At 60.8% G+C, this 20175-nt stretch carries 17 protein-coding genes and 1 pseudogene; 9 read left to right on the top strand and 9 right to left on the bottom strand.

From position 1 onward, the window contains the following. Window positions 1–116 precede the first annotated feature (116 nt). From NKH38_RS29245 to NKH38_RS29220, 6 genes are all read right to left on the bottom strand, one after another. Window positions 117–809 (bottom strand): response regulator transcription factor, encoded by a 693-nt coding sequence (locus NKH38_RS29245; protein WP_352764927.1) that lies wholly within the window; start codon window positions 807–809, stop codon window positions 117–119. Window positions 810–811: 2 nt separating this feature from the next. Further along, the gene (locus tag NKH38_RS29240) at window positions 812–1189 is read right to left on the bottom strand and encodes a response regulator (protein WP_027026534.1); all 378 of its coding nucleotides are present in this window, start codon (window positions 1187–1189) and stop codon (window positions 812–814) included. Between the two features lie 2 nt (window positions 1190–1191). Next, a complete protein-coding gene (locus tag NKH38_RS29235) occupies window positions 1192–1833 on the bottom strand; it encodes a response regulator transcription factor (protein WP_352764876.1) in 642 nt (213 codons plus the stop codon). A gap of 396 nt (window positions 1834–2229) precedes the next feature. Further along, the gene (locus NKH38_RS29230) at window positions 2230–5625 is read right to left on the bottom strand and encodes a PAS domain-containing protein (protein WP_352764874.1); all 3396 of its coding nucleotides are present in this window, start codon (window positions 5623–5625) and stop codon (window positions 2230–2232) included. A gap of 308 nt (window positions 5626–5933) precedes the next feature. Continuing rightward, on the bottom strand, window positions 5934–7520 hold the full coding sequence (locus tag NKH38_RS29225; RefSeq protein WP_352764872.1) for an MFS transporter: 1587 nt from the start codon (window positions 7518–7520) through the stop codon (window positions 5934–5936). Between the two features lie 23 nt (window positions 7521–7543). Further along, window positions 7544–8635 (bottom strand): HlyD family secretion protein, encoded by a 1092-nt coding sequence (locus tag NKH38_RS29220; RefSeq protein WP_352764871.1) that lies wholly within the window; start codon window positions 8633–8635, stop codon window positions 7544–7546. Between the two features lie 167 nt (window positions 8636–8802). Between NKH38_RS29220 and NKH38_RS29215 the strand changes: the two genes are divergently transcribed. Further along, a complete protein-coding gene (locus tag NKH38_RS29215; protein WP_352764925.1) occupies window positions 8803–9267 on the top strand; it encodes an SDR family NAD(P)-dependent oxidoreductase in 465 nt (154 codons plus the stop codon). A gap of 139 nt (window positions 9268–9406) precedes the next feature. On the opposite strand, the gene NKH38_RS29210 is transcribed toward NKH38_RS29215, so the two are convergent. After that, on the bottom strand, window positions 9407–10330 hold the full coding sequence (locus NKH38_RS29210) for an MBL fold metallo-hydrolase (protein ID WP_352764869.1): 924 nt from the start codon (window positions 10328–10330) through the stop codon (window positions 9407–9409). A gap of 367 nt (window positions 10331–10697) precedes the next feature. Here NKH38_RS29210 and NKH38_RS29205 point away from each other — a divergent pair. The 5 genes and pseudogenes from NKH38_RS29205 to NKH38_RS29185 form a co-directional block, all read left to right on the top strand. Beyond that, window positions 10698–11144 (top strand): annotated as a pseudogene (locus NKH38_RS29205) (alcohol dehydrogenase catalytic domain-containing protein); the annotation flags it as partial. An 854-nt stretch (window positions 11145–11998) separates the two neighbouring features. Continuing rightward, complete coding sequence (locus tag NKH38_RS29200; protein WP_023729589.1) at window positions 11999–12967, top strand: helix-turn-helix domain-containing protein; 969 nt, start codon at window positions 11999–12001, stop codon at window positions 12965–12967. A gap of 145 nt (window positions 12968–13112) precedes the next feature. Next, a complete protein-coding gene (adh, locus tag NKH38_RS29195; RefSeq protein ID WP_352764866.1) occupies window positions 13113–14630 on the top strand; it encodes an aldehyde dehydrogenase in 1518 nt (505 codons plus the stop codon). A 65-nt stretch (window positions 14631–14695) separates the two neighbouring features. Beyond that, window positions 14696–14980, top strand: coding sequence for a hypothetical protein (locus tag NKH38_RS29190; RefSeq protein ID WP_352764864.1), 285 nt, complete (start codon window positions 14696–14698; stop codon window positions 14978–14980). Further along, on the top strand, window positions 14980–15252 hold the full coding sequence (locus tag NKH38_RS29185; RefSeq protein WP_502896665.1) for a potassium channel family protein: 273 nt from the start codon (window positions 14980–14982) through the stop codon (window positions 15250–15252). The genes NKH38_RS29190 and NKH38_RS29185 overlap by 1 nt, the downstream gene beginning before the upstream one ends. Before the next feature lie 13 nt (window positions 15253–15265). On the opposite strand, the gene hemN is transcribed toward NKH38_RS29185, so the two are convergent. After that, a complete protein-coding gene (gene hemN, locus NKH38_RS29180; protein ID WP_352764862.1) occupies window positions 15266–16615 on the bottom strand; it encodes an oxygen-independent coproporphyrinogen III oxidase in 1350 nt (449 codons plus the stop codon). A 156-nt stretch (window positions 16616–16771) separates the two neighbouring features. Here hemN and NKH38_RS29175 point away from each other — a divergent pair, with 156 nt between their 5' ends. Then, complete coding sequence (locus NKH38_RS29175; protein WP_352764923.1) at window positions 16772–17500, top strand: Crp/Fnr family transcriptional regulator; 729 nt, start codon at window positions 16772–16774, stop codon at window positions 17498–17500. On the opposite strand, the gene NKH38_RS29170 is transcribed toward NKH38_RS29175, so the two are convergent. Next, window positions 17497–17910: a hemerythrin domain-containing protein gene (locus NKH38_RS29170; protein WP_023686750.1), complete on the bottom strand. Its 414-nt coding sequence runs from the start codon at window positions 17908–17910 to the stop codon at window positions 17497–17499. The two genes, NKH38_RS29175 and NKH38_RS29170, sit on opposite strands and share 4 nt — an antisense overlap. Before the next feature lie 252 nt (window positions 17911–18162). Here NKH38_RS29170 and ccoN point away from each other — a divergent pair, with 252 nt between their 5' ends. Continuing rightward, the gene (gene ccoN / locus NKH38_RS29165) at window positions 18163–19773 is read left to right on the top strand and encodes a cytochrome-c oxidase, cbb3-type subunit I (RefSeq protein ID WP_352764859.1); all 1611 of its coding nucleotides are present in this window, start codon (window positions 18163–18165) and stop codon (window positions 19771–19773) included. Window positions 19774–19784: 11 nt separating this feature from the next. After that, window positions 19785–20175 (top strand): cytochrome-c oxidase, cbb3-type subunit II (gene ccoO / locus NKH38_RS29160; RefSeq protein ID WP_352904694.1); only part of this gene is annotated, 391 nt, incomplete at its 3' end.

Genomic DNA, 20175 nt, shown 5'->3' with positions numbered 1-20175 from the left:
TGACGCAGCAGTCGCCAAGCGTCATCGCTGGATAAGTGTAGGTGGAGTGGACCCGCGCAAATCCGCGATCAATCGGCTGTCCCTGCATCATACTTGCAGGAAGGTTGGGCAGAGATCTATGTCGCGTCGCCCTGTCGCATCGGCGCGGGCAGTGTCTCCCATGCCCGGATCAGCTCGCCGATGGAAGCGGCTTCCATCTTGCGCATGACATTGCCGCGGTGGAGCTTGACCGTCACTTCGCTAATGCCGAGGTCAAAGGCGATCTGTTTGTTGAGGCGTCCGCGCGCCACTTCATGCAGAACCTCACGCTCGCGTGGCGTCAGCGTTTCAACGCGCTCGATGTTGCGCTTGACGATCACGGCATCCGCCCGCCGCTTGGCATCCATCGCAATACCCGCGATGACGGCGTCAAGCAGCGTCTGGTCCCGCACCGGCTTGGTGAGAAAGTCCACGGCGCCGGCCTTCATCGCCTGGACAGTCATCGGGATGTCGCCATGCCCGGTCAGGAAGATGATGGGTTTGAGCTTGCCGTTTTTCGCAAGGTGCTGCTGCAGATCGAGGCCGCTCGATCCTGGCATGCGCACGTCGAGGATCAAGCAGCCGGGGCTATCCAAGATGTCGGCGTCGATCAACTCGCGGGTCGAGGCAAAGCAAACTGGCTCGAAACCCGCCGACAGGATCAATTCCGATAGCGCCTCGCGGACAGACGCATCGTCATCGACAATAATGACGAGCGGTTGCTCCGCTTCACTGCGGCGCTGCGGCGCCGACGATAGCGATCTCCGCTGGAGCGGCTGGTCAACTGTCATGATCATCCCTCGGTTTCTTGGTTGCGTAAAGCGTCACCCACCGCCACAAGCAGGGCCTGGCCATCGAAGGGCTTGCGGAAAAACCCGCTGATACCTTTGGCGCGGTACTGATCCGCTAGCTCGTGCCGGCCGGTAATCAGGAATACCGGAAGGTTCGGACGCGCCCTCTTGACCAGGTCACGAAGCTCAAAGCCGTCCATGCCGGGCATCCCGATGTCGGTGATGAGCACGTCCACGTCCGACAACCCACTGACGACCAGCGATCCCGCCGACGAGAAGCTGCGGGCTATATAGCCGGCGGACTCCAGAAGATCCTCCAGCGACTCAAGCAGCCTCGGATCGTCGTCAACCACTGCCACGACGGGCCTTCGCTTGCTCACGTTCAGCCCCCTCCCGATCGGCGCGAGTGCGTGATCGGTATTTCCAGTCGCTCCGCCATGCGGACGAGGTCGGCAAGCGACGCGGCGCCCATTTTCTGCATCACGTTCCTTCTGTGAATTTCCAACGTAACTTCGCTGATTCCCAGTTCAGCGGCGGCCTGCTTGTTGAGCAGACCACTCACCACCAGCGGCAGCACCTCGCGCTCGCGCGGCGTCAACTCGAGGTAACGTTGCTTCAACACGCCAAGTCCGGCGCGCTGCGATCTCTGTTCCTTATCCTGGGCAATCGCGGCATGGATTGCGGTCATGAGGTCCGCATCGCTGAAAGGCTTGGTCAGGAAATCCACGGCGCCGTGCTTGATCGCACGCACCGAGGATGGGATATCGCCATGTCCTGTTATGAAAACAATCGGCGGATGACCGCCCACCGCGATCTCCCTCTGAAGATCAAGGCCGTTGATATCTGGCAACTCGACATCGAGGATGAGACAGGCAGGCAAATCCGGCTTGTCGGCATCGATATACTCACCGGCCGACCCGAAGGCTATGGCGCGCATGCCGTGCGAAACCAGCAGTTCGCTGAGCGCCTCGCGGATGCGTTGATCGTCATCCACGATGAAGACAATTTGCTCGTCCCTAGTCATGGCGCGACTTTCGCATCGACGGACGCGAGAATGCCGAGATCGAAAGGGCGAGCCGCTGTTTGAGAAGCATCGCCATCGGTTGATCTCGACGGACCAACAAAGGCTCGAGATTGTCGGTGCTCCGCATGGCATCTTCTATCAGTGGCTGGATTTGGGCGGATGCTCATAGCGCTATCCTAGTCCCGCTACACGCCATGCGCACCTCATGGAAATCCATGCATGGATTTCCATCGGACTGTCCGCCACACCCGTTTTGGAGAACCGGAATGAAACCAAGCGCTCCGTGCGAAACAATCGCTTCATACCGAGATGCCGAGCGAGCGAAGCGGCGTCTGCAATCAGTGCCCTCGTCTCGGATGCGTTCCGCGTATGACCAAAACTATTGCGGTCGCCCGATCATGGTGCAGCCTTCGCCTCAACCGGAAGCGTGAAGACGAATCTCGCCCCATGCGGAACGAGGTTCTCCGCCCATAAGCGTCCGCCGTGAGACTCGATGATCGAACGGGAGATCGCAAGTCCCATGCCCATTCCTTGCCCTTTTGTCGTGAAGAACGGGTCGAAGATCTTATCGGGATGTTCGACTCCCGGGCCGGAGTCGCTGACTTCAATCTGGATTGTGTCCCGTGTCCGGCGCACACGCATCCCAAGAACCTTGTCCCCGGCAATGGCGTACATAGCCTCGATGCCGTTGCGAATAAGATTGACCAGCACCTGTTGGATCTGGACGCGATCGAACGCGACCAGCGGGAGGTTGCGTTCGACGTCGATATCCATGCGAACGCGACACCGTATGGCTTCCTCGGCCATGAGGTCACGCGCTTCGTCAATGACACTGGTGATCGGCGTGCTGGTTCTCAGTTCAAGGGACGGCCTGAACAAGGCGCGAATGCGGCTAACGACATCTGCCGCCGAGTTGGCGTCCCGGATAATGCGCTCGGCTGTGATCTTCGCGCGGTCGAGATTGGGAGGCTCGGCCGACAGCCAACGGTGGCATGCATTGGAGTTGGCAACGATCGCGGCCAGCGGCTGGTTCACCTCATGTGCGATGGATGCGGAGAGTTCGGCAAGGCTCGCCACCTGGCTCGCGCGTGCAAGTCTCTCTTGCGCCAGTCGAAGCTGCTCTTGTGCACGCACCTCGTTTTCAATGTCCAGGCAGATAACGTTCCATTGCACGATGGCCCCTTCCGTGTTGCGCATCGGTGCAGCTCGCGTTTCGACCCAGCGATATTCGCCATCGAAGCGCCGCAGACGGTGTCTCCGCGCATAAGGCTCGCCTGTGATCAAGCAATGGGCATATCTCTCCTTGACACCTGCCAAGTCGTCGGGATGAACACCCGCTTCGAGTGTGCCGGCCAGCCGCGATTTCCCCGCTTCGTCCAGTTTTTCGAGGTTGTAGCCGAGAAATTCGCGGAGCTGCTGGCTGCGGTACATCGGCTCGCCATCCGGCGCGGCACAATCGATCATTGCCGGCAGCGTTTCTACGAGTTGCCAAAGCGCGCGCTCTCTCTCGCGCAGCGCTTCCTCGACCCGTAGCTGATCGTCGATGTCGTGCGTAAGGCCGTACCACTGGACAATGCGTCCGCTCTCATCCCTCAGCGGCTCGGCCTGGCCCTCCATCCAGCGGTAAGCGCCATCGGCACGACGCAGGCGATACTTCATGAAAAAGCGCTCGCCAGTGGCGAAGCAACTGTTGAGTGCTTCCCGCAGGCTGGGTGCATCGTCGGGATGAACGACGGTGGCTATGAAGGCCGCCAGCCGGTTCGTGTCCGGCATCTCCGCGTCCGTTATGTCGAGGCCGAGAAAATCGATCAGGCGCTTGTTGAAGAAGGTCGGCTCGCCGTTCGAAGACAGCCGCCAGAGGTAGCTCGGAACCATGTTGACGAGTTGCGAGAGCGCCTGCTCTCGGTTGTGCAACGCAGCCTGGGTGGTCACCAGGTCGTGGATGTCGACGCTCACACCGTACCATTGCAGAATATGGCCATCTTCGTCGCGCAGGGCCTCGGCACGAGTCTCCGTCCAGCGATAGCCGCCGTTGGCGCGCCGTTGGCGATATCTCTGCACGTAAGGCACGCCCGTCGCGAATGAATGGCGGATCGCTTGCCGTGCCGTATCGATGTCGTCTGGATGGATCACGCTGAGGGATGGCGAGCCGTCCGGGGCGGTGATGTCACCAAGAGTGGCTCCGGTTACATCCGTGAACCGCTTGTTGACATAGGATGGCGTTCCTTCACGTGTCGTGCTCCATATCAAGGCGGGCACCGTGTCGATGAGTTGCTGAAGGCGTCGCTCGCTTTCGCGCAATGCCTCCTGCGCGCGCACCTCATCGTCGATGTCGAGAGAAACGCCGTACCATTGCACAACGGCGCCGTTTTCATCACGCCGGGGCTCCACCCTGCATTCCGCCCAGCGATAAGAGCCATCCTTTTCAAGCCAGCGAAAGCGCATGGTGGAGCCATCGCCGGTCTCGAAGCTATTCGACAGGGTGCACTGCACCCCGGGAGCATCTTCGGGATGGATCAGCTTCTGCAGTAATTCGTCGATGCGCGGCTCGCCCAGATCTTCGAAGTTCGCGATGACGGAACGGAAATGGTCCTGGTACCGCTTGTTGAAGTAGGCCGGCCCGCCCGTCGGCATGGCGCTCCAGATGCGGACCGGCACGGCGTCGATCATCTGCTGAAGTTGCAGCTCGCTCCGCCTCAATGCCTCGACGCTTTCGTGCAATGTGAACACCGCCTGCTGGTGCTGCCGGGATATGGCGGCCACGATCAGAGCCGAGAACGCCGAAATGACCAGAAAAAGCTGCAGCATGATCTGGTTGTTCTTTTGGGAAACGGGATCGCCGGCAAATTGACTGGCGCCGGATACCGTGAATACCGCCGTGATCAGCGCAAGCAGGATCAAGGCGACGGCGGCGCCCCTGAACTCAAAGCGCACCGCGGCCCAAAGAAGAGGCGGCATGATGATGTAGGCGAAGGGCAGGTAGCCGCTCAAGGAAAGGGCGGCAACGCCAAGGAAGATCAGCCCCAGGACGCAAGCTTCGATCCATCGCGCGGCCGAAAGCCGGGCCTTGCCGCGCCAGTTCTGGAATACTACCAGCGCCAGCGGCGCCACGATCAGGACCCCGGTCGCGTCGCCGATCCACCATAGAGGCCAAGCCGCGGCGAAGCTCTGTGACTGAATGCCAAACCACGCAAGCGTCGCGCTTCCCACTGTGGCGCTTGCAACTGGCGCGATTCCAGCGGCCAATCCGACGAACGCGAGAACTTCCTGCAAGGTTTCCAGCCGAAGCGGGCGCTTGCAAGCCCGATTCACGAGCCATGCCCCGGTCCCCGCTTCAAGAGCGTTGCCGGCATAGATCAGGAAGGCCGCAGGCAGCGGAGTGTGGAACCACAACAAGTTGCTGGTCAGTTCAGCCATACAGCCTCCCAGCATCCACCACGGCCAGCTATACCTGGAGGCGATGAGAAGCGTGGCGATGAAAAGCCCGCTCGGAGGCCAAATGGAGATGCCCGTTCCAGGTACGATCGCGAGCGACTGAGCGAATCCGCAGCCCAAGACGTAAACCGCGATAAAAAGTCCCAGATGCAAGGATCGAGGGCGATGCGCCCAGAGACGAGACGAATTGCTTGTTTCAAGATCACTGAGAATATTGCCGGGAGGCAGGCTTGGTTCATTTGCCGCGCGAGGTCGACCCCTTCCTTGCGATCCAAATCCGGGTTGGTCCAACCCATGCTTCAGCGCGCGCGTTGCTTCGGACTCGGTTTCGCTAAGCGAGGTGGATGCTGTCGTCATCGGCTGCTCCTGACGGACGCACAAAAGCCTTGTCGGCTCTCCGTATAGCACTTGCTCTCAGCAGCTGGAATCTGGGCTGACGAAGTCGCAGCCCATAATACAGCCGCCGCGCCCCAGCCGCATCTCATGGAAATCCATGCATCGCCCGGAGACCTGGACGATGCGGCCAGTTCATGTCGCGTCCCGCTTCGTCTGCCGCACGGCGGACCCGGAATGCCCCTGCATCCCCCAGCCTATCTCGTCCGGTCGACACCGCTCGCAAGACAAACCGGAGCCCTGCCGGCAAACCAAGTTCCAACGTATATGACCTAGAGGCGCAAGGTTCTGAAACCTGTTCGGTTCGGCCGAGCGGCTCGGCGGCCGAGGAATTGTTTGGCAAGGATGAGACAGGGCGCAGCGACCGCGAACAGCACGACAAGCGCGAAGAAAGCTTCATCGAACGAGATCGTGGCGACCTGCCTCTCAAGGGCGCGCTGCAGCAGCGGGAGTGCGGCCTTCGTCGCCGTGGCACTGTTCATACCGTTTGTCAGCAGAACGTTCGCGGTGGCGCGCAGGCGCTGGTCCACGGCCGCGTCGCCATTCATGAGGTGGGCAGCCAGTATGGTTCGGTTGTGGACATTCTGATGATCAATGTACGTTTGCAAAAGGGCTGTGCCGGTCATACCGCCCACCTGTTTGCCGAAGTCGAACAGGCCGATGCCGAACGGCAGCGCATCGGCGGCAAGTCCCCGAAGCGTAACCAGGGTCAATGCCACGAACAGGAGACCCAGGCCGAATCCCCGCAGAAACAAAGGAACGCTCAGGTCCGGTGAACCGCTCGCGCTGGTCGAACCCGACAGGAGCCACATGGCTCCGGCGAACAGCAAAACACCAAACGGGACAAGCGCAATCGAGTGAATTCCGGTCTTTTCGATGACGAAGCCAGCGAACAGAAGCCCCAGCGCGAGTGCGGCCCCACTGGGCAGCAGAAGCACTCCTGCGCCGGTGGCCGTAAAATCGAGGACGTTGAGGGCAAAAGCCGGGATGAGATAGGCGCTGCCCGAAAGAGCAAAGCCCGCGACGATGCTGACGAGAAGGCCAAAGCGGAAGTCCGGACTATCGAGTGGCGAAACAGTCAGCAGTGAGCCTTCTGAACGGAAAGCGATTTCCCAAATGGCCAGAAAGCCGACGGCCACGACACCGATGGTGGCAAGCACGGTGATATCCGTGTCGTCGAACCAGTTGAACCTGTTGCCTTGCAGCAGGACGTAGGTCAAAAGCGCGGCACCCAGGCCGAGCAACAAGACCTCAAGGACAGGAAGCCTGATTTCCCGCCGGTAGGTCCGGTCGCCGTCGGCCCCCAGAAGGACAAGGGAGGCGATGCCGAGGGGAATGTTGCTCAGGAATATCCAGTCCCAGGTGAGATGGTCGACGAGCCAGCCCTCCAGCGCAGGCGTAACGGCAGCCGGAGCCATCACGGCGCCTACAGCGAAAATTGCCTGGACGACCGGCTGATTTCTGTGCGGGAACCTGAAGAACAGCAGAGTCTGACCCGCGACGAGAATTGTGCCGCCGGCCAGCCCTTGGACAACGCGGCAGATGTCGATCCAGGTGAGGTCAACTGAGAACGTCATTGCCCCGGATGCCAGCAGAAGCGCGACGATCCCCGCGCGCAAACAGGCGGTCGGCCCCACTGCCCTGACAAAAAGCGGCGCGACAAGGAACACCGTCAGCTTCGCCGCGATGAAGACAATGTCGGCCATCGCCAGTTCGTCCGGTGTTGCGTAGGTATCGCCAAGCATGTCGATCCGGCCGATGGACAGAGCAGTGGACGCGACCGCGTCCATGACGGCGGCCAGCACAACGCCCGTCGCCATGAGCGAGGCGCGCAATGGTGCGCCAAGATGATGCTGCATGGCTCCTCCTTCAGCGAGACCCGTCACTGTACCGAGCGTCCGTTCGCGGTTCCGCCGGGCTGCGTTTCCAGCGCAATAGCCGCATCCCGGGCACTAACGGCGATGGCAACGCGCGCCGAGAGCCCCGGAACCAGGCGGCCGGGCAACGGGTTGCGCTTCATCCTGATCTTGACAGGCACGCGTTGGACAACGCGAATGAAGTTTCCAGTCGCATTGTCCGGCGGCAGCAGGCTGAACGCCGCACCGCTGCCGGGTGCGAAGCTGTCGACAACACCAGCGATTTCCAGATCTGGAAATCCGTCGACCCTGACGCGGACAGGTTGACCGATCTGCACCTGCTTCAGCTGGGTTTCCTTGAAATTGGCGACGACCCAGACGTCGTTGACAGGAACGATGTCCAAGGCTGCCGCTCCCGGAGTGACATAGCGGCCGACACGGATCTGGCGATTGCCGACGACCCCTTCGACCGGAGCTCTCACGACTGTGTTGTCCAGGTCGAGCATAGCCAGATCGAGCGCTGCCTGCGCCTGCGACAGGGCGGCTTTCGCGCCGGACAATTGTGCGTCCAGAACGTCGAGCTTCAGTTTTTGAGCCAATAGATTGGCTTCCGCACCGTCCACCGATGCTTGTGCCTTGTCATGGCCGGCCTGTGCATCCTGCAGCTTCTGATCGCTTGCTGTCCCGTTCTTCTGCAACGTCACGTAGCGATTCAGGTTGGCGCGCGCGAACTGCAGGTCAGCCGCGGCGGATTGCTTCTGCGCCTCAGCCTGCGCGATCAACGCGTCCTGAAGTTTTCGGGTCGCCGCGATGTTGGCGATATCCGCGTGCCGGGCGGCGACGTTGGCCTTCGCCTGGATCACTTTGGCCTTGTAGTCGCTGTCGTCGATGCGAAAGAGAACAGCCCCCTTTGCAACGCTGGCATTGTCGTTCACATCGACTTCGACGACATAGCCCGCCAGCTTGGGAGCGATATTGGTAGTGTCTCCGCGCAGATAGGCATTGTCGGTCGCTTCCTCGAATCGGCCCATCGTGAACCATTGCCAACTCCATATCGCTGCCGATGGAACCACCATAAGGGCAACGATGGCGAGTGCGATCTTGCGGGCTCGGCTCATGATCGCCTCGACCTCAGGTCAACGCACGCGCCATCGCGGCGGTAACTCCCGGAGAGAGAGATGGTCGGCAAGGCTGCAAGCCGCGGTGCGTGATAGGCTTTCACGAGAATGTCTCCGTCGGGTTGCGGTTCTGCACCAAGCAGAGCTGCCGAACGATCGCGGATTTCATGGTCTCGCGGCTATCACACGAATGGACATCCCAACTCGCCCGATCGGTAGTTCGTATTGGACCTCAGCACAGGTCACTTCCGAAGCAAAAGAGGCAAACTGGCCCATCACATGGCGAGCGCTTACCTATTTGTCTGGCGCGTGGACCAGGACCCGGAGAGATTGATCGGCTGTTTCGGATCAATGTCCACGCTCCCTACCATGCCTATGTCGAGGCGGCGCGGCAGATGCCTGAGGACGGCCGGATCATCGTGATCGGTTCGGTGAACGGTGACCGAATGCCCGTCTCAGGCATGGCGTCCTACGCGCTGAAAGGGGGCCTGCGTCAGCCGAATCAGGATTGGGCAGACCGCGAGCGGTCGTTTGCAGGGTGTCGCACACGCGGTGCCGAGTGTCTCGTCCGCGAGGGGGCGGATGGTGCGCAGCAACGGCTGCACCTGGGACTGCAGCCGAGACAGGGATAGACCTGACCATTCGAGCGCGTCCGCTCCGCCTCGACGGCGGAGCGGACGTCGGACCGCTCATTACATTTGCATGAACAGATGATCATGGCGCGATGGCTCTCGACGGAGAGAGCCTAGGTTATTGTCACCCGGCAAGCAATCAGTAGTCCCAAACGGCCGGTACGCAACGAAAGGCGTCGCCGTCGACCGCCACATGACAAACCGACGGGAACGGCAGGTGAGTGGCCACCAGCGGCTCGCGGTTCGCCGCGAGTTCCCGCATAAGACTGACGCGGACGCGGGCTGCTTCCTCGGGGTCGTGTTCGAAGCCGTTGTGCCAGTCGGGATGGTCGAATCCAACCTGGAACACCAGGTCCCCGGCGAAAGTCAGCCGGTCGTCGCCTGACCACAGACGGACGACGCTGTGCCCGGGGGTGTGGCCACCGGTGCGACGGACGACCACTCCCGGCGCCACCTCGTGTTCGTCTTCGAACGGGCGCAGATGGCTGCGATACTCATTCATGAATCGCCTGGCTGCCCGCCGAAGCGCGTCTGGAAACCCCCGCGGCATGGACACGCGGGAGAAATCGGGCGATTCCCAGAACTTGATCTCAGCGGCTGCAACGTGAATCCGCATGTCCGGATTCAGCTGCTCCTTCACGCCGTCGATCAGCAGCCCGCCAATGTGGTCCATGTGCATGTGGGTCAGCACCACGTCAGTCACCGATGCCAGATCGATGCCGGCGGCCTTCAGCCGATGGATCAACTGCCCTGCCCGCGGCAAGTGCAAGTCCGGGTCCGCCCCTAGCCCAGCGTCGACGAGTATGGTTTGGTCGCCGCTGCGCACCACAGCCACGTTCAGCGGCCACTCGAGCGTCTCCGGCGAGAGGAACTCGTCCTCCAGCCAGGCTGTCCGGACGGCCGGGTCGACGTTGTATGCGATAGTCGGGGCTGGGATTGGTAGGATACCATCGCTGACCACGAGCACGTCAATCTCGCCGACCTTGAGTGCGTAGCGCGACGGAACCAGCTCGTCAGTCCCCGGTCGAGCAGAAATGTCGTCCACATTCATGCTTGTGCTCATGTTTGTCTCCTGTTGAGTCGCCTTACCGCGGCTGTATCGCCGCATCCGCTGTGGGCTCACCCGGCTTGGCATGCGCCTTCATGGACGGCCACACAGCGTGTGCGGACGACATTGCGCCGCCGTGGCTTGCGAGACTATCAAACGGAAGTATCGGCCAGATAATCCGAAGGTGCATGGCAGACTCTGCAAGGGCGGATGATCTCCCGCAAAGTCGAAAGACCCCCCTTCGGGCAGGGACCAACGGCTGTGAGCAACTTGAAACAATTTCCGGAAAGCTCGTAATCGTAATGCGAGATCATCGAGGGCTCCAGAGCCGGACATATCTATTGGCATCGCTAGCTGACGAATGATCGAGGAGACACTTCCGATGAAGGCAATCGTAGTAACGGATCAGGCTGGCGGGACGGCTGCGATGAAGCTGGCCGAGCGGCCGAGCCCCAGGCAGCGATAAACGACGCCGTCGTTTAGATTCAGACGTCGGGATTCGTCCCGACTGAGCTAGAGTGGCCCTCGACCTGGACCGATCGGGTCGGTCGTGCCCGGACACCATCGATCCCTGGGCACGAGCTGGCCGGGATAGTCACCGTTCTAGGCTATGGCACGACCGGGCTGTCGGTGGGGCAGCGGGTCTTCGGCCTCGCCGACTGGTATCGTGACCACGCTCGCGGAGTATGTAGCCATGGAAGCACGCAACCTTGCGCCACTACCTGGCGATGTCGATTTCGCGGTGGGCGCGAGCCTGCCGATCTCGGGTCTCATCGCGTGGCAGGGACTGTTTCAGCACGGCCGCCTTCAGGCGGGCCAGAGCGTCCTGAGAGCCGACTGAGGATAGGTAGATCGGTGCAGGTGGTATCCTCCGTCATGCCAAGGCTGATTTTCCCTGCAATGGCGACTTCGACAGGCTGCGCAGAGCCTCATCGTGGATCCTGAGCATGCGCTTGGCGGACCTGATCGCAGCCAAATTGGTATTTTGCTCGTTGTGAATGAGCGAAGATAGTTGAGTTTAGTTGTGTCCCCTTTCAGGTGATGCACAAGCTGTGCTTAAACGGCTGACATTGGCCGCAAAGCGGTCGTCACGCGGTGGCCGACCCAGGCCGGCTTCGACCCATAGTTCCGGCTCGGCAGGAGTCACAGCGCAGTCTCCCGAGGTCACGGCGACCATCCCATTCGTACGCCGTTGCCGCCTTTTGCCGCACACACCGCCAACGGCCTTTTCCAGCCTTGAAACGCCTGGACTATATGTGGCTGCAAGAAACTGACTGACGAACACGAGGACAACAGAACATAAGGGCAGGCATAGTCTCCCCTCCCCCTCTTATGGATCAAGTATCGTGAACTGAGCGCGGGAACATAGCGTATCTGAATTGGCCCACTTCAAAGCGAAGACGGCCATAACTAATTGATATTGAACAGTTTGGTGGGCCCGGAGGACGTACAAAGATCGTTGATTTTATTGACTTTTTCGCGGGCCAGAATCAAAAACCTTCCCGTATTGTTCCGCACCGTCCCGCAGCTGATTATGGGCAGTCGTCTTTGCTTTGGATCAATGAATGCCCCAGTTTATACGGTAGCCTTGGGGGATCAGCCGAACAGTTGCCTGGAAGAGAGAATGCACAGGCGAGGACGACTATAGCCGAAAGGGAGAGATCGGGTTCTGGGAGGATATGCATGGGTGAGGATCTATCCGGCCATCACGCCGACCGCGTTCAGGCCGCAATCGCTTCGAACGCGGCGGCGAAGTCCGCGCTGGTCGCTTCCTGGCGAAGGTCTTCCAGTCTGCACCGGCTCGATCCGGCCGATTGCAGCCCTCCCCGTTATTTGACAGAGGCGGAATTGGGAGAGGCCCGGCAACGCATCGAGCCGCTCGTCCGGGTTGCTCGATCAAGCCTGGACCGGCTCTATCTTGCGGTGGGCGGCGTCGGATGCTGCGTCCTGCTCGCCGATCGCGAGGGCGTGCCGGTCGAACGGCGCGGCGCGCCTGTAGACGACGAGACGTTTCATTCCTGGGGCTTGTGGACTGGCTCCGTCTGGAACGAACAGAGCGAGGGCACCAATGGCATTGGCACCTGTCTGGTGGAACAGCGCGTCCTGACGATCCACCGTGATCAGCACTTTCACACGCGCAACACCGGGCTGAGTTGCACCACAGCTCCGATCTATGATCACCGTGGAGATCTTGTGGCTGCGCTTGACGTGTCTTCCTGCCGTGCTGATCTGACCGAAATCTTCTCCAATCTCATTTCCATGGCCGTGGTCGACGCGGCGCGTCGGATCGAGGCGGAGAACTTCAAGATGGCATTCCCCAAGGCGCGCATTCTGCTGGCGCCGGTGCCCGACAAGGGGTCCGGGGCGTTGATCGCGCTCGATGCGGACGACCTCGTGGTTGGCGCCACTCGTTCGGCTCGCCTGGCGCTAGGAATTACGCAACAGTGTCTCGATAAGCCGATGCCTGCGGCCGATCTGCTCGGTTGGGCCGAGAGCGGCCCTGAAGTCCTGGCCGAGGCGGAGCGCGGCGTTCTGCAGCGGGCGCTGGCGCGGGCAGACGGAAATGTCTCGGCCGCGGCCCATGCGCTCGGCATCAGTCGCGCCACGCTTCACCGTAAGCTCAACCGCCTGGACGTCCACAGGTCCCACTAACCTTCGAACGTCGCATGACTGTCGCAATTCTGCGACACATCCCGCCCGCACACTGTCCCCGGCGCATTGGCAATCGCGATGGGAGATCGCATGTCTCCTTCCGAAGCGTCGCATTCCGCGACGTCAGCTTTGGGAGGAAGACATAATGAACAAGGTTGAGTTCTCACGCCCGGTCAAGGCGCCCTTCGACAAGCGTTACGGCAATTTCATCGGCGGCAAATGGGCCGAGCCACGTTCCGGCCGTTACTTCGAGAACTTCTCGCCCGTGAACGGGCAGTTGCTATGCGAGGTGGCGCGTTCGGATGCCCAGGACATCGAGGCGGCTTTAGACGCGGCCCATGCCGCCAAGGATGCCTGGGGGCGCACCAGCGTTGCCGAGCGCTCCCTTATCCTCAACCGCATAGCCGACCGCATGGAGGAAAATCTCGATCTGCTCGCATGCGCCGAAACCTGGGACAACGGCAAACCGATCCGCGAAACGACCGCCGCCGACCTGCCTTTGGCCATCGACCATTTCCGCTATTTCGCCGGCGCCGTGCGTGGCCAGGAGGGCAGCCTTTCGCAGATCGACGACGATACCGTCGCCTACCATTTCCACGAGCCGCTCGGCGTGGTCGGCCAGATCATCCCGTGGAACTTCCCGCTGCTGATGGCCTGCTGGAAGCTTGCGCCTGCCCTTGCGGCCGGAAACTGCGTCGTCCTGAAGCCTGCCGAGCAGACCCCGGCCGCCATCATGCTCTGGGCCGATCTTATCGGCGATCTGTTGCCGCCAGGCGTCCTCAACATCGTCAACGGCTTCGGCCTCGAGGCCGGCAAGCCACTCGCGTCTTCGCCACGCATTGCCAAGATCGCCTTCACCGGCGAAACCACGACCGGCCGGCTGATCATGCAGTATGCCAGCCAGAACCTGATCCCTGTCACGCTGGAACTTGGCGGCAAGTCGCCCAACATCTTCTTCAAGGATGTTTTCGCCGAAGACGACGATTTCTTCGACAAGGCGATCGAAGGCTTTGTCATGTTCGCGCTGAACCAGGGCGAAGTCTGCACCTGCCCGAGCCGCGCGCTCGTCCATGAATCGATCTACGACAGGTTCATGGAACGTGCGCTGAAGCGTGTCGAGGCGATCGTGCAGGGCGATCCGCTCGACCCGGCAACGATGATCGGCGCCCAAGCCTCGTCCGAGCAGCTGGAAAAGATCTTGTCCTACATCGACATCGGCCGCCAGGAAGGCGCCGAGCTGCTGACCGGCGGCGAGCGCAATGTTCTGCCCGGCGATCTGGCCGGCGGCTACTACGTCAAGCCGACGGTCTTCAAGGGCCACAACAAGATGCGTATCTTCCAGGAAGAGATCTTCGGGCCGGTGGTTTCGGTCACGACCTTCAAGGATGACGCCGAAGCGCTGGCAATCGCCAACGACACGCAGTACGGCCTCGGCGCCGGTGTCTGGACACGCGACAGCAATCGCGCCTATCGGTTCGGCCGCGCGATCCAGGCTGGCCGCGTCTGGACCAACTGCTACCACGCCTACCCCGCGCATGCGGCCTTCGGCGGCTACAAGCAGTCCGGCATCGGCCGTGAGACGCACAAGATGATGCTCGACCACTACCAGCAGACCAAGAACATGCTGGTCAGCTACAGCCCGAAGAAGCTGGGCTTCTTCTGATCGCGGCTTTTTACAGGCGCGGCTCCGCGAGGGGCCGCGCCACAGGCTGGAAATCGGAAAACACAATGCAGGCTAAGGTCGCGGCGGCACCGGCAGCCCTTGAACTGATCGCGGAGATCGTTGCCGAGCACGGTCCGGTGTTGTTCCATCAGTCCGAGCAAGGAAGGCGCCGCTGCAATCTCTACCTTCCAACGATGATCCTCAATCTCCTCATCGGCACTCGTCATAAGTCTGACGGTTTTGATCCACACGTTTGGTCTGATCGCGTCACGCACGCGATGGGACACCTGGTCGCGCGGTTTCGCATGCACGGACGCCGCAGCCGTATCGTCGCCATGATCGCGTGGTGATGGGCCTCTTTACCGTGATGACCGCGGAGGTCTGGCTCTGGGCGAACCTGTACCGGTTGCTTGATATCTTCGCTGATTTCGAAACCGCCCTGTACTTTTCCACCATCACCTTCTCGACGGTTGGCTACGGCGACATCGTGCCGGCCCACGCATGGCGTGTCCTGGCGGCGCTTGAAGGCGTGAACGGATTTCTTCTGATTGGCTGGTCGACCGCCTATCTGATCGCGGCAGGCACCCGCATCGGCCCGTTCAAGGCCGGCGAACATTTCTGACAGGAGCCAATGCTCAGACCGCCGCCGAATGCCTGGCTTTGCCGGTTTCGAAATACTTGTCGAACTTTGCCGCGATGCTTCTGACAAAGGGCCGACTTTCCGCCGGCACGACGAAACTGTCGCCATCGAGCTTGAGCAACCGCGCAGGATCATGAAGGGCTGTCGCACTTGCCTTGCCGAGAAGACTTTGGCCGGCTTCGCCAAAGCGCTCCACCAGCTCGATCGCCGAGAAGGCGAAATCACACATCAGCCGCTCGATGATCCAGCCGCGAACGCGGTCGTCGGCGGAAAGGGCGATACCCCGAACAGCGGCCAGTCCACCGTCATCAACCATGCGTCTATATTCGCTGGTTGAAGGCATGTTCTGCGCATAGCCTTGCCGAAACTGGCTAATGGATGACGGGCCGAGCCCGATCAAGGTTTCGCAGCAATCGTCCGTGTAGCCCTGAAAGTTCCGGTGCAAAGTCCCGGCGCGGGCCGCAAGCGCCAACGCGTCGCCCGGTTTGGCGAAATGGTCGAGCCCGATTGCCTCGTATCCCTGGTCCACGATCGCCCGTGCTGCCAGTTGCGACTGGGCAAATCGCTCCGCGGGACCCGGCAACCAGGCCTCGTCGATCATCGTCTGATGTTTCTTGAACCACGGTACATGCGCATAGCCAAACAGTGCGATCCGATCCGGTTCCAGGGTCAGTGCCTGCGTAACCGTGGAAGCGACGCTTTCCCTGGTCTGGTGCGGCAGACCGTAGAGCAGGTCCAGATTGACCGATTCGACGCCGCGCGAACGAACGCCGTCGACGACAGTCTTGGTCTGCAGGAAGCTCTGCTCGCGGTTGATCGCCTTCTGCACCTTCGGATCGAAATCCTGGACGCCGAGGCTCGCACGGGTCATGCCGATTTCGGCAAGCGCATCGAGGCGGGCATCGTCGATATCGTTGGGTTCGATTTCAACGCTGATCGTGGCGCTGGGAAGAAAGCCGAAGCTCTTGCGCAGGGCGGTTCCCAGCGCCACCATATCTTCGGGCTTGAGCATCGTCGGCGAACCACCGCCGAAATGGACGGCACGCACACGACGTTTGCCTGCAACAAGACCGGCGACGGTAGCGATCTCGGCATGCAGTGAGCGGAGATAGATCGTCACCGGTTCGTAATGGCGTGTCTGCTTGGTATGGCAGGCACAAAACCAGCAAAGCTTGTCGCAGTATGGGATGTGCAGATAGAGCGAGATTTCGTCGCCCTCGTTGAGCGCTTGCAGCCAGCCACCACAAACGGCAGCATCAACGCCTGGATGGAAATGCGGCGCGGTCGGATAGCTGGTGTAGCGTGGAACGTTCTCACCGAGCCTGGCAACTAATTCTGGCCGCATGTCGCTATCCGATCCCCTTTGCATGGCGCGACACTGATCACATTGGGGGCGAGCGGCCTTGATTTCGGTCAAGGCCGCCCGCGGACAAACTGCCGCAAGGTTCTTTTGTGCGCCAATGCTACCTTCTGGACAGATGGAATCTCTCGGACGATGAAGATGACCGTGCGCCAAGACGTTCACAGTTCCAGCATTCCAGTGCTTTGCCAGTCTTGCGAGGCACGGCACCGCGGCGTTTGCGGTGCGCTCGATCCCGACCAATTGGTAAGCCTGGCCAAAACCTCATCGAGGCATACAGTTGAACCGGGCACAGAACTGATTGGCGACGCCGAGACCGTCGACAGCTATTCGAACGTGCTTTCCGGCGTTGTGAAGCTGACCAAGAGCCTTTCGGACGGACGCCAGCAGATTGTCGGCCTCCAGTTCGCCCCCGATTTTCTGGGCAGGCCCTTCAAGGTGGAAAGCGCGATCAACGCTGAAGCCGCAACCGCGGTTTCCGTGTGTTCGTTTCCAAAGGCCGCCATCGAGCGGATGATGAAGGAATCTCCGGAAATCGAGCATCGTCTGCTCAAACAAGCGCTCAACGAACTCGACGAAGCCCGCGACTGGATGGTGACGCTCGGGCGCAAGAGTGCTTCGGAAAAGGTGGCGAGCTTTCTCCTGATGATCGCCAGGAACATCGATCCCACGCTGGACCCGGCGGCGCAGTCGACGACCTTCGACCTGCCTTTGACCCGCGCCGATATCGCCGATTTTCTCGGCTTGACGATCGAGACGGTCAGCCGCCAACTGACCAGGCTGCGAACAGACAGCGTGATCCGGATCGACAATAATCGGCACGTGACGGTGGACAACATGGGCCGGCTGGAACGCCGCTCCGGCGCCTAACCGCCATCGACCCCGATCATCGGCAAGACGTGCTCGCGTTCGAAGGCGATATGCCGGCGCAAGCTTTCGAAGAAGCCGCGCAGCATGAAGCCGACAGCCTCGGCATTCTCAACACTCTCGCCATGGCCGATCGCTAACAGATTTTCAGTCACTTCGCCGGCAAAGCATTCATCCTCCACGTGTTCGGCGCGCAGTCGACGAGTTGAAGCAAGGTTGGCATCCCTGCCGGTCAAAACAGCCTCGTAGGCCGGAAAGATCACCGTCTCCTCATATTGATGAATGTTGCGCAACAGCGGAACGATCGCGTTTGCCGCAGCCAGGCATGCCAGGCTATCGACCCTGGGCAGGGTGTCGGCTATTTTTTCCAAGGCATCGCAGAGCTGCAGCTTTTCCAGATGCGCACGTTTCATGAGCGCAACCGGGACTGCTTCTCTGCCAGATCGAACTATCGGCATCGATCTGTCGCGGCTCGTTTCGAACAGCGACGATCGCAGCTCCCTCTCCCTGTTCAATGACAGCCTCCCGATCCTTTGCAAATCCAACGCTGCCCAATCCAAAATCAAATGGCTTTGACATGGATCAAGGCGCCAGCCGCGTGACTGCTGGATTGGTGTCAGGCGGATTGACGTCCGCGCACAGGAATCCGAAGTCGGGGACAGGTCATGAAGTTCGGCACGCAAGTCTTCGCTTTGGCCCTTTTTACCTTTGCCGCCCTGGTGGCCGCCGGTTTCGGAGTGGACGAGCCCTTCCGGCAGCATATGTGGGTGCTGTTTCTTGTGCTGCTCGGTTTTGTCGCCATCCTCCTCCGCAACACGAGTTTCGAAGCTGCCGCTCCGATCGACCCGTCCGCCTACATGGATGGTCCAATCCGCTACGGCGCCATCGCCACCATGTTCTGGGGTGTGGTTGGCATGCTGGTCGGGGTGGTCATCGCGCTGCAGCTTGCCTATCCCGATCTCAACATCCAGCCCTGGTTCAACTTCGGCCGCTTGCGGCCTCTGCACACCTCGGGCGTCGTCTTCGCCTTCGGCGGCAACGCGTTGCTTTGCACGTCTCTCTATGTCGTCCAACGCACCTGCCGCGCCCGGCTGTTCGGTGGCGATCTCGCCTGGTTCGTGTTCTGGGGCTACCAGCTCTTCATCGTCATGGCCGCGACCGGTTATCTGCTCGGCATCACCGAGAGCCGCGAATATGCGGAACCCGAATGGTATGTCGACATCTGGCTGACCATCGTCTGGGTCGCCTACCTGATCCTGTTTCTGGGCACCATCCTGAAGCGCAAGGAACCGCACATCTACGTCGCCAACTGGTTCTACCTTTCCTTCATCGTGACCATCGCGATGCTGCATGTGATCAACAACCTATCGATGCCGGCCTCCTTTCTCGGCTCCAAGAGCTATTCTGCATTTTCCGGAGTTCAGGACGCCCTGACGCAATGGTGGTACGGCCACAATGCCGTCGGGTTCTTCCTCACAGCCGGCTTCCTCGGCATGATGTATTATTTCGTGCCCAAGCAGGCCAACCGGCCGGTCTATTCCTACCGCCTCTCGATCGTCCATTTCTGGGCAATCATCTTCCTCTACATCTGGGCCGGGCCCCATCACCTGCACTACACCGCCCTGCCCGATTGGGCGCAGACGCTCGGCATGGTGTTCTCGATCATGCTGTGGATGCCGTCATGGGGCGGCATGATCAACGGCCTGATGACGCTGTCGGGCGCCTGGGACAAGCTGCGCACCGATCCCATCATCCGCATGATGGTGATGGCCATCGCCTTCTACGGCATGTCGACCTTCGAAGGCCCGATGATGTCGATCAAGACGGTCAACTCGCTGTCGCATTATACCGACTGGACCATTGGCCACGTCCATTCCGGCGCACTCGGCTGGGTCGGCATGATCTCGTTTGGCGCAATCTACTTCATGGTGCCGAGACTCTGGAACCGTGAACGCCTCTATTCGCTCAGGCTCGTCACCTGGCATTTCTGGCTGGCGACGCTCGGCATCGTTGTCTACGCTGCGGTGATGTGGGTGTCCGGCATCATGCAGGGCCTGATGTGGCGCGAATACGACGAACAGGGCTTCCTGGTCTACTCCTTCGCCGAAACCGTGGCAGCCATGCACCCCTACTATGTCATGCGTGCCATCGGCGGAGCCATGTACCTCTCCGGCACCCTGATCATGGCCTGGAACATCGGCATGACAATTCTCGGACACCAGCGCGAGGAGGAGCCGATGCCCGCCTCCGTTCCCGCCCTTCAGCCTGCCGAATAAGGAGCCAGAAAATGGGCTTGATGGACAGACACGCATTGATCGAGAAGAACGCTACGCTTCTACTCGTGGGCTCCCTCCTAGTGGTAACGGTCGGCGGCATCGTCGAGATCGCGCCGCTCTTCTATCTCGATAATACGATCGAGAAGGTGGAAGGCATGCGGCCTTACTCGCCGCTCGAACTTGCCGGACGAAACATCTATGTGCGCGAGGGCTGCTACCTCTGCCACAGCCAGATGATCAGGCCGTTCCGTGACGAGGTCGAGCGCTACGGCCACTACAGCCTGGCGGCCGAGTCGATGTACGACCACCCCTTCCAGTGGGGATCGAAGCGCACCGGACCGGACCTCGCTCGCGTCGGTGACCGCTATTCCAACCTGTGGCACGTGGATCACCTGACAGATC

The organism is Mesorhizobium sp. M1078 (assembly GCF_040318615.1).
GTDB lineage: Bacteria > Pseudomonadota > Alphaproteobacteria > Rhizobiales > Rhizobiaceae > Mesorhizobium.
The sequence above is the reverse complement of the archived record's forward strand: the minus strand, read 5'-3'. Positions and strand labels throughout refer to the sequence as shown.

What these genes read in the sequence shown, in the direction of transcription:
- NKH38_RS29230 (WP_352764874.1), bottom strand. Translation starts at nt 5,625, where the DNA reads ATGACGACAGCATCCACCTCGCTTAGCGAAACCGAGTCCGAAGCAACG.
- ccoN (WP_352764859.1), top strand. Translation starts at nt 18,163, where the DNA reads ATGAAGTTCGGCACGCAAGTCTTCGCTTTGGCCCTTTTTACCTTTGCC.
- NKH38_RS29185 (WP_502896665.1), top strand. Translation starts at nt 14,980, where the DNA reads ATGGGCCTCTTTACCGTGATGACCGCGGAGGTCTGGCTCTGGGCGAAC.
- hemN (WP_352764862.1), bottom strand. Translation starts at nt 16,615, where the DNA reads ATGCGGCCAGAATTAGTTGCCAGGCTCGGTGAGAACGTTCCACGCTAC.
- NKH38_RS29235 (WP_352764876.1), bottom strand. Translation starts at nt 1,833, where the DNA reads ATGACTAGGGACGAGCAAATTGTCTTCATCGTGGATGACGATCAACGC.
- NKH38_RS29215 (WP_352764925.1), top strand. Translation starts at nt 8,803, where the DNA reads ATGGTCTCGCGGCTATCACACGAATGGACATCCCAACTCGCCCGATCG.
- NKH38_RS29190 (WP_352764864.1), top strand. Translation starts at nt 14,696, where the DNA reads ATGCAGGCTAAGGTCGCGGCGGCACCGGCAGCCCTTGAACTGATCGCG.
- NKH38_RS29220 (WP_352764871.1), bottom strand. Translation starts at nt 8,635, where the DNA reads ATGAGCCGAGCCCGCAAGATCGCACTCGCCATCGTTGCCCTTATGGTG.
- NKH38_RS29175 (WP_352764923.1), top strand. Translation starts at nt 16,772, where the DNA reads ATGACCGTGCGCCAAGACGTTCACAGTTCCAGCATTCCAGTGCTTTGC.
- NKH38_RS29225 (WP_352764872.1), bottom strand. Translation starts at nt 7,520, where the DNA reads ATGCAGCATCATCTTGGCGCACCATTGCGCGCCTCGCTCATGGCGACG.
- adh (WP_352764866.1), top strand. Translation starts at nt 13,113, where the DNA reads ATGAACAAGGTTGAGTTCTCACGCCCGGTCAAGGCGCCCTTCGACAAG.
- NKH38_RS29200 (WP_023729589.1), top strand. Translation starts at nt 11,999, where the DNA reads ATGGGTGAGGATCTATCCGGCCATCACGCCGACCGCGTTCAGGCCGCA.
- NKH38_RS29245 (WP_352764927.1), bottom strand. Translation starts at nt 809, where the DNA reads ATGACAGTTGACCAGCCGCTCCAGCGGAGATCGCTATCGTCGGCGCCG.
- NKH38_RS29170 (WP_023686750.1), bottom strand. Translation starts at nt 17,910, where the DNA reads ATGAAACGTGCGCATCTGGAAAAGCTGCAGCTCTGCGATGCCTTGGAA.
- NKH38_RS29210 (WP_352764869.1), bottom strand. Translation starts at nt 10,330, where the DNA reads ATGAGCACAAGCATGAATGTGGACGACATTTCTGCTCGACCGGGGACT.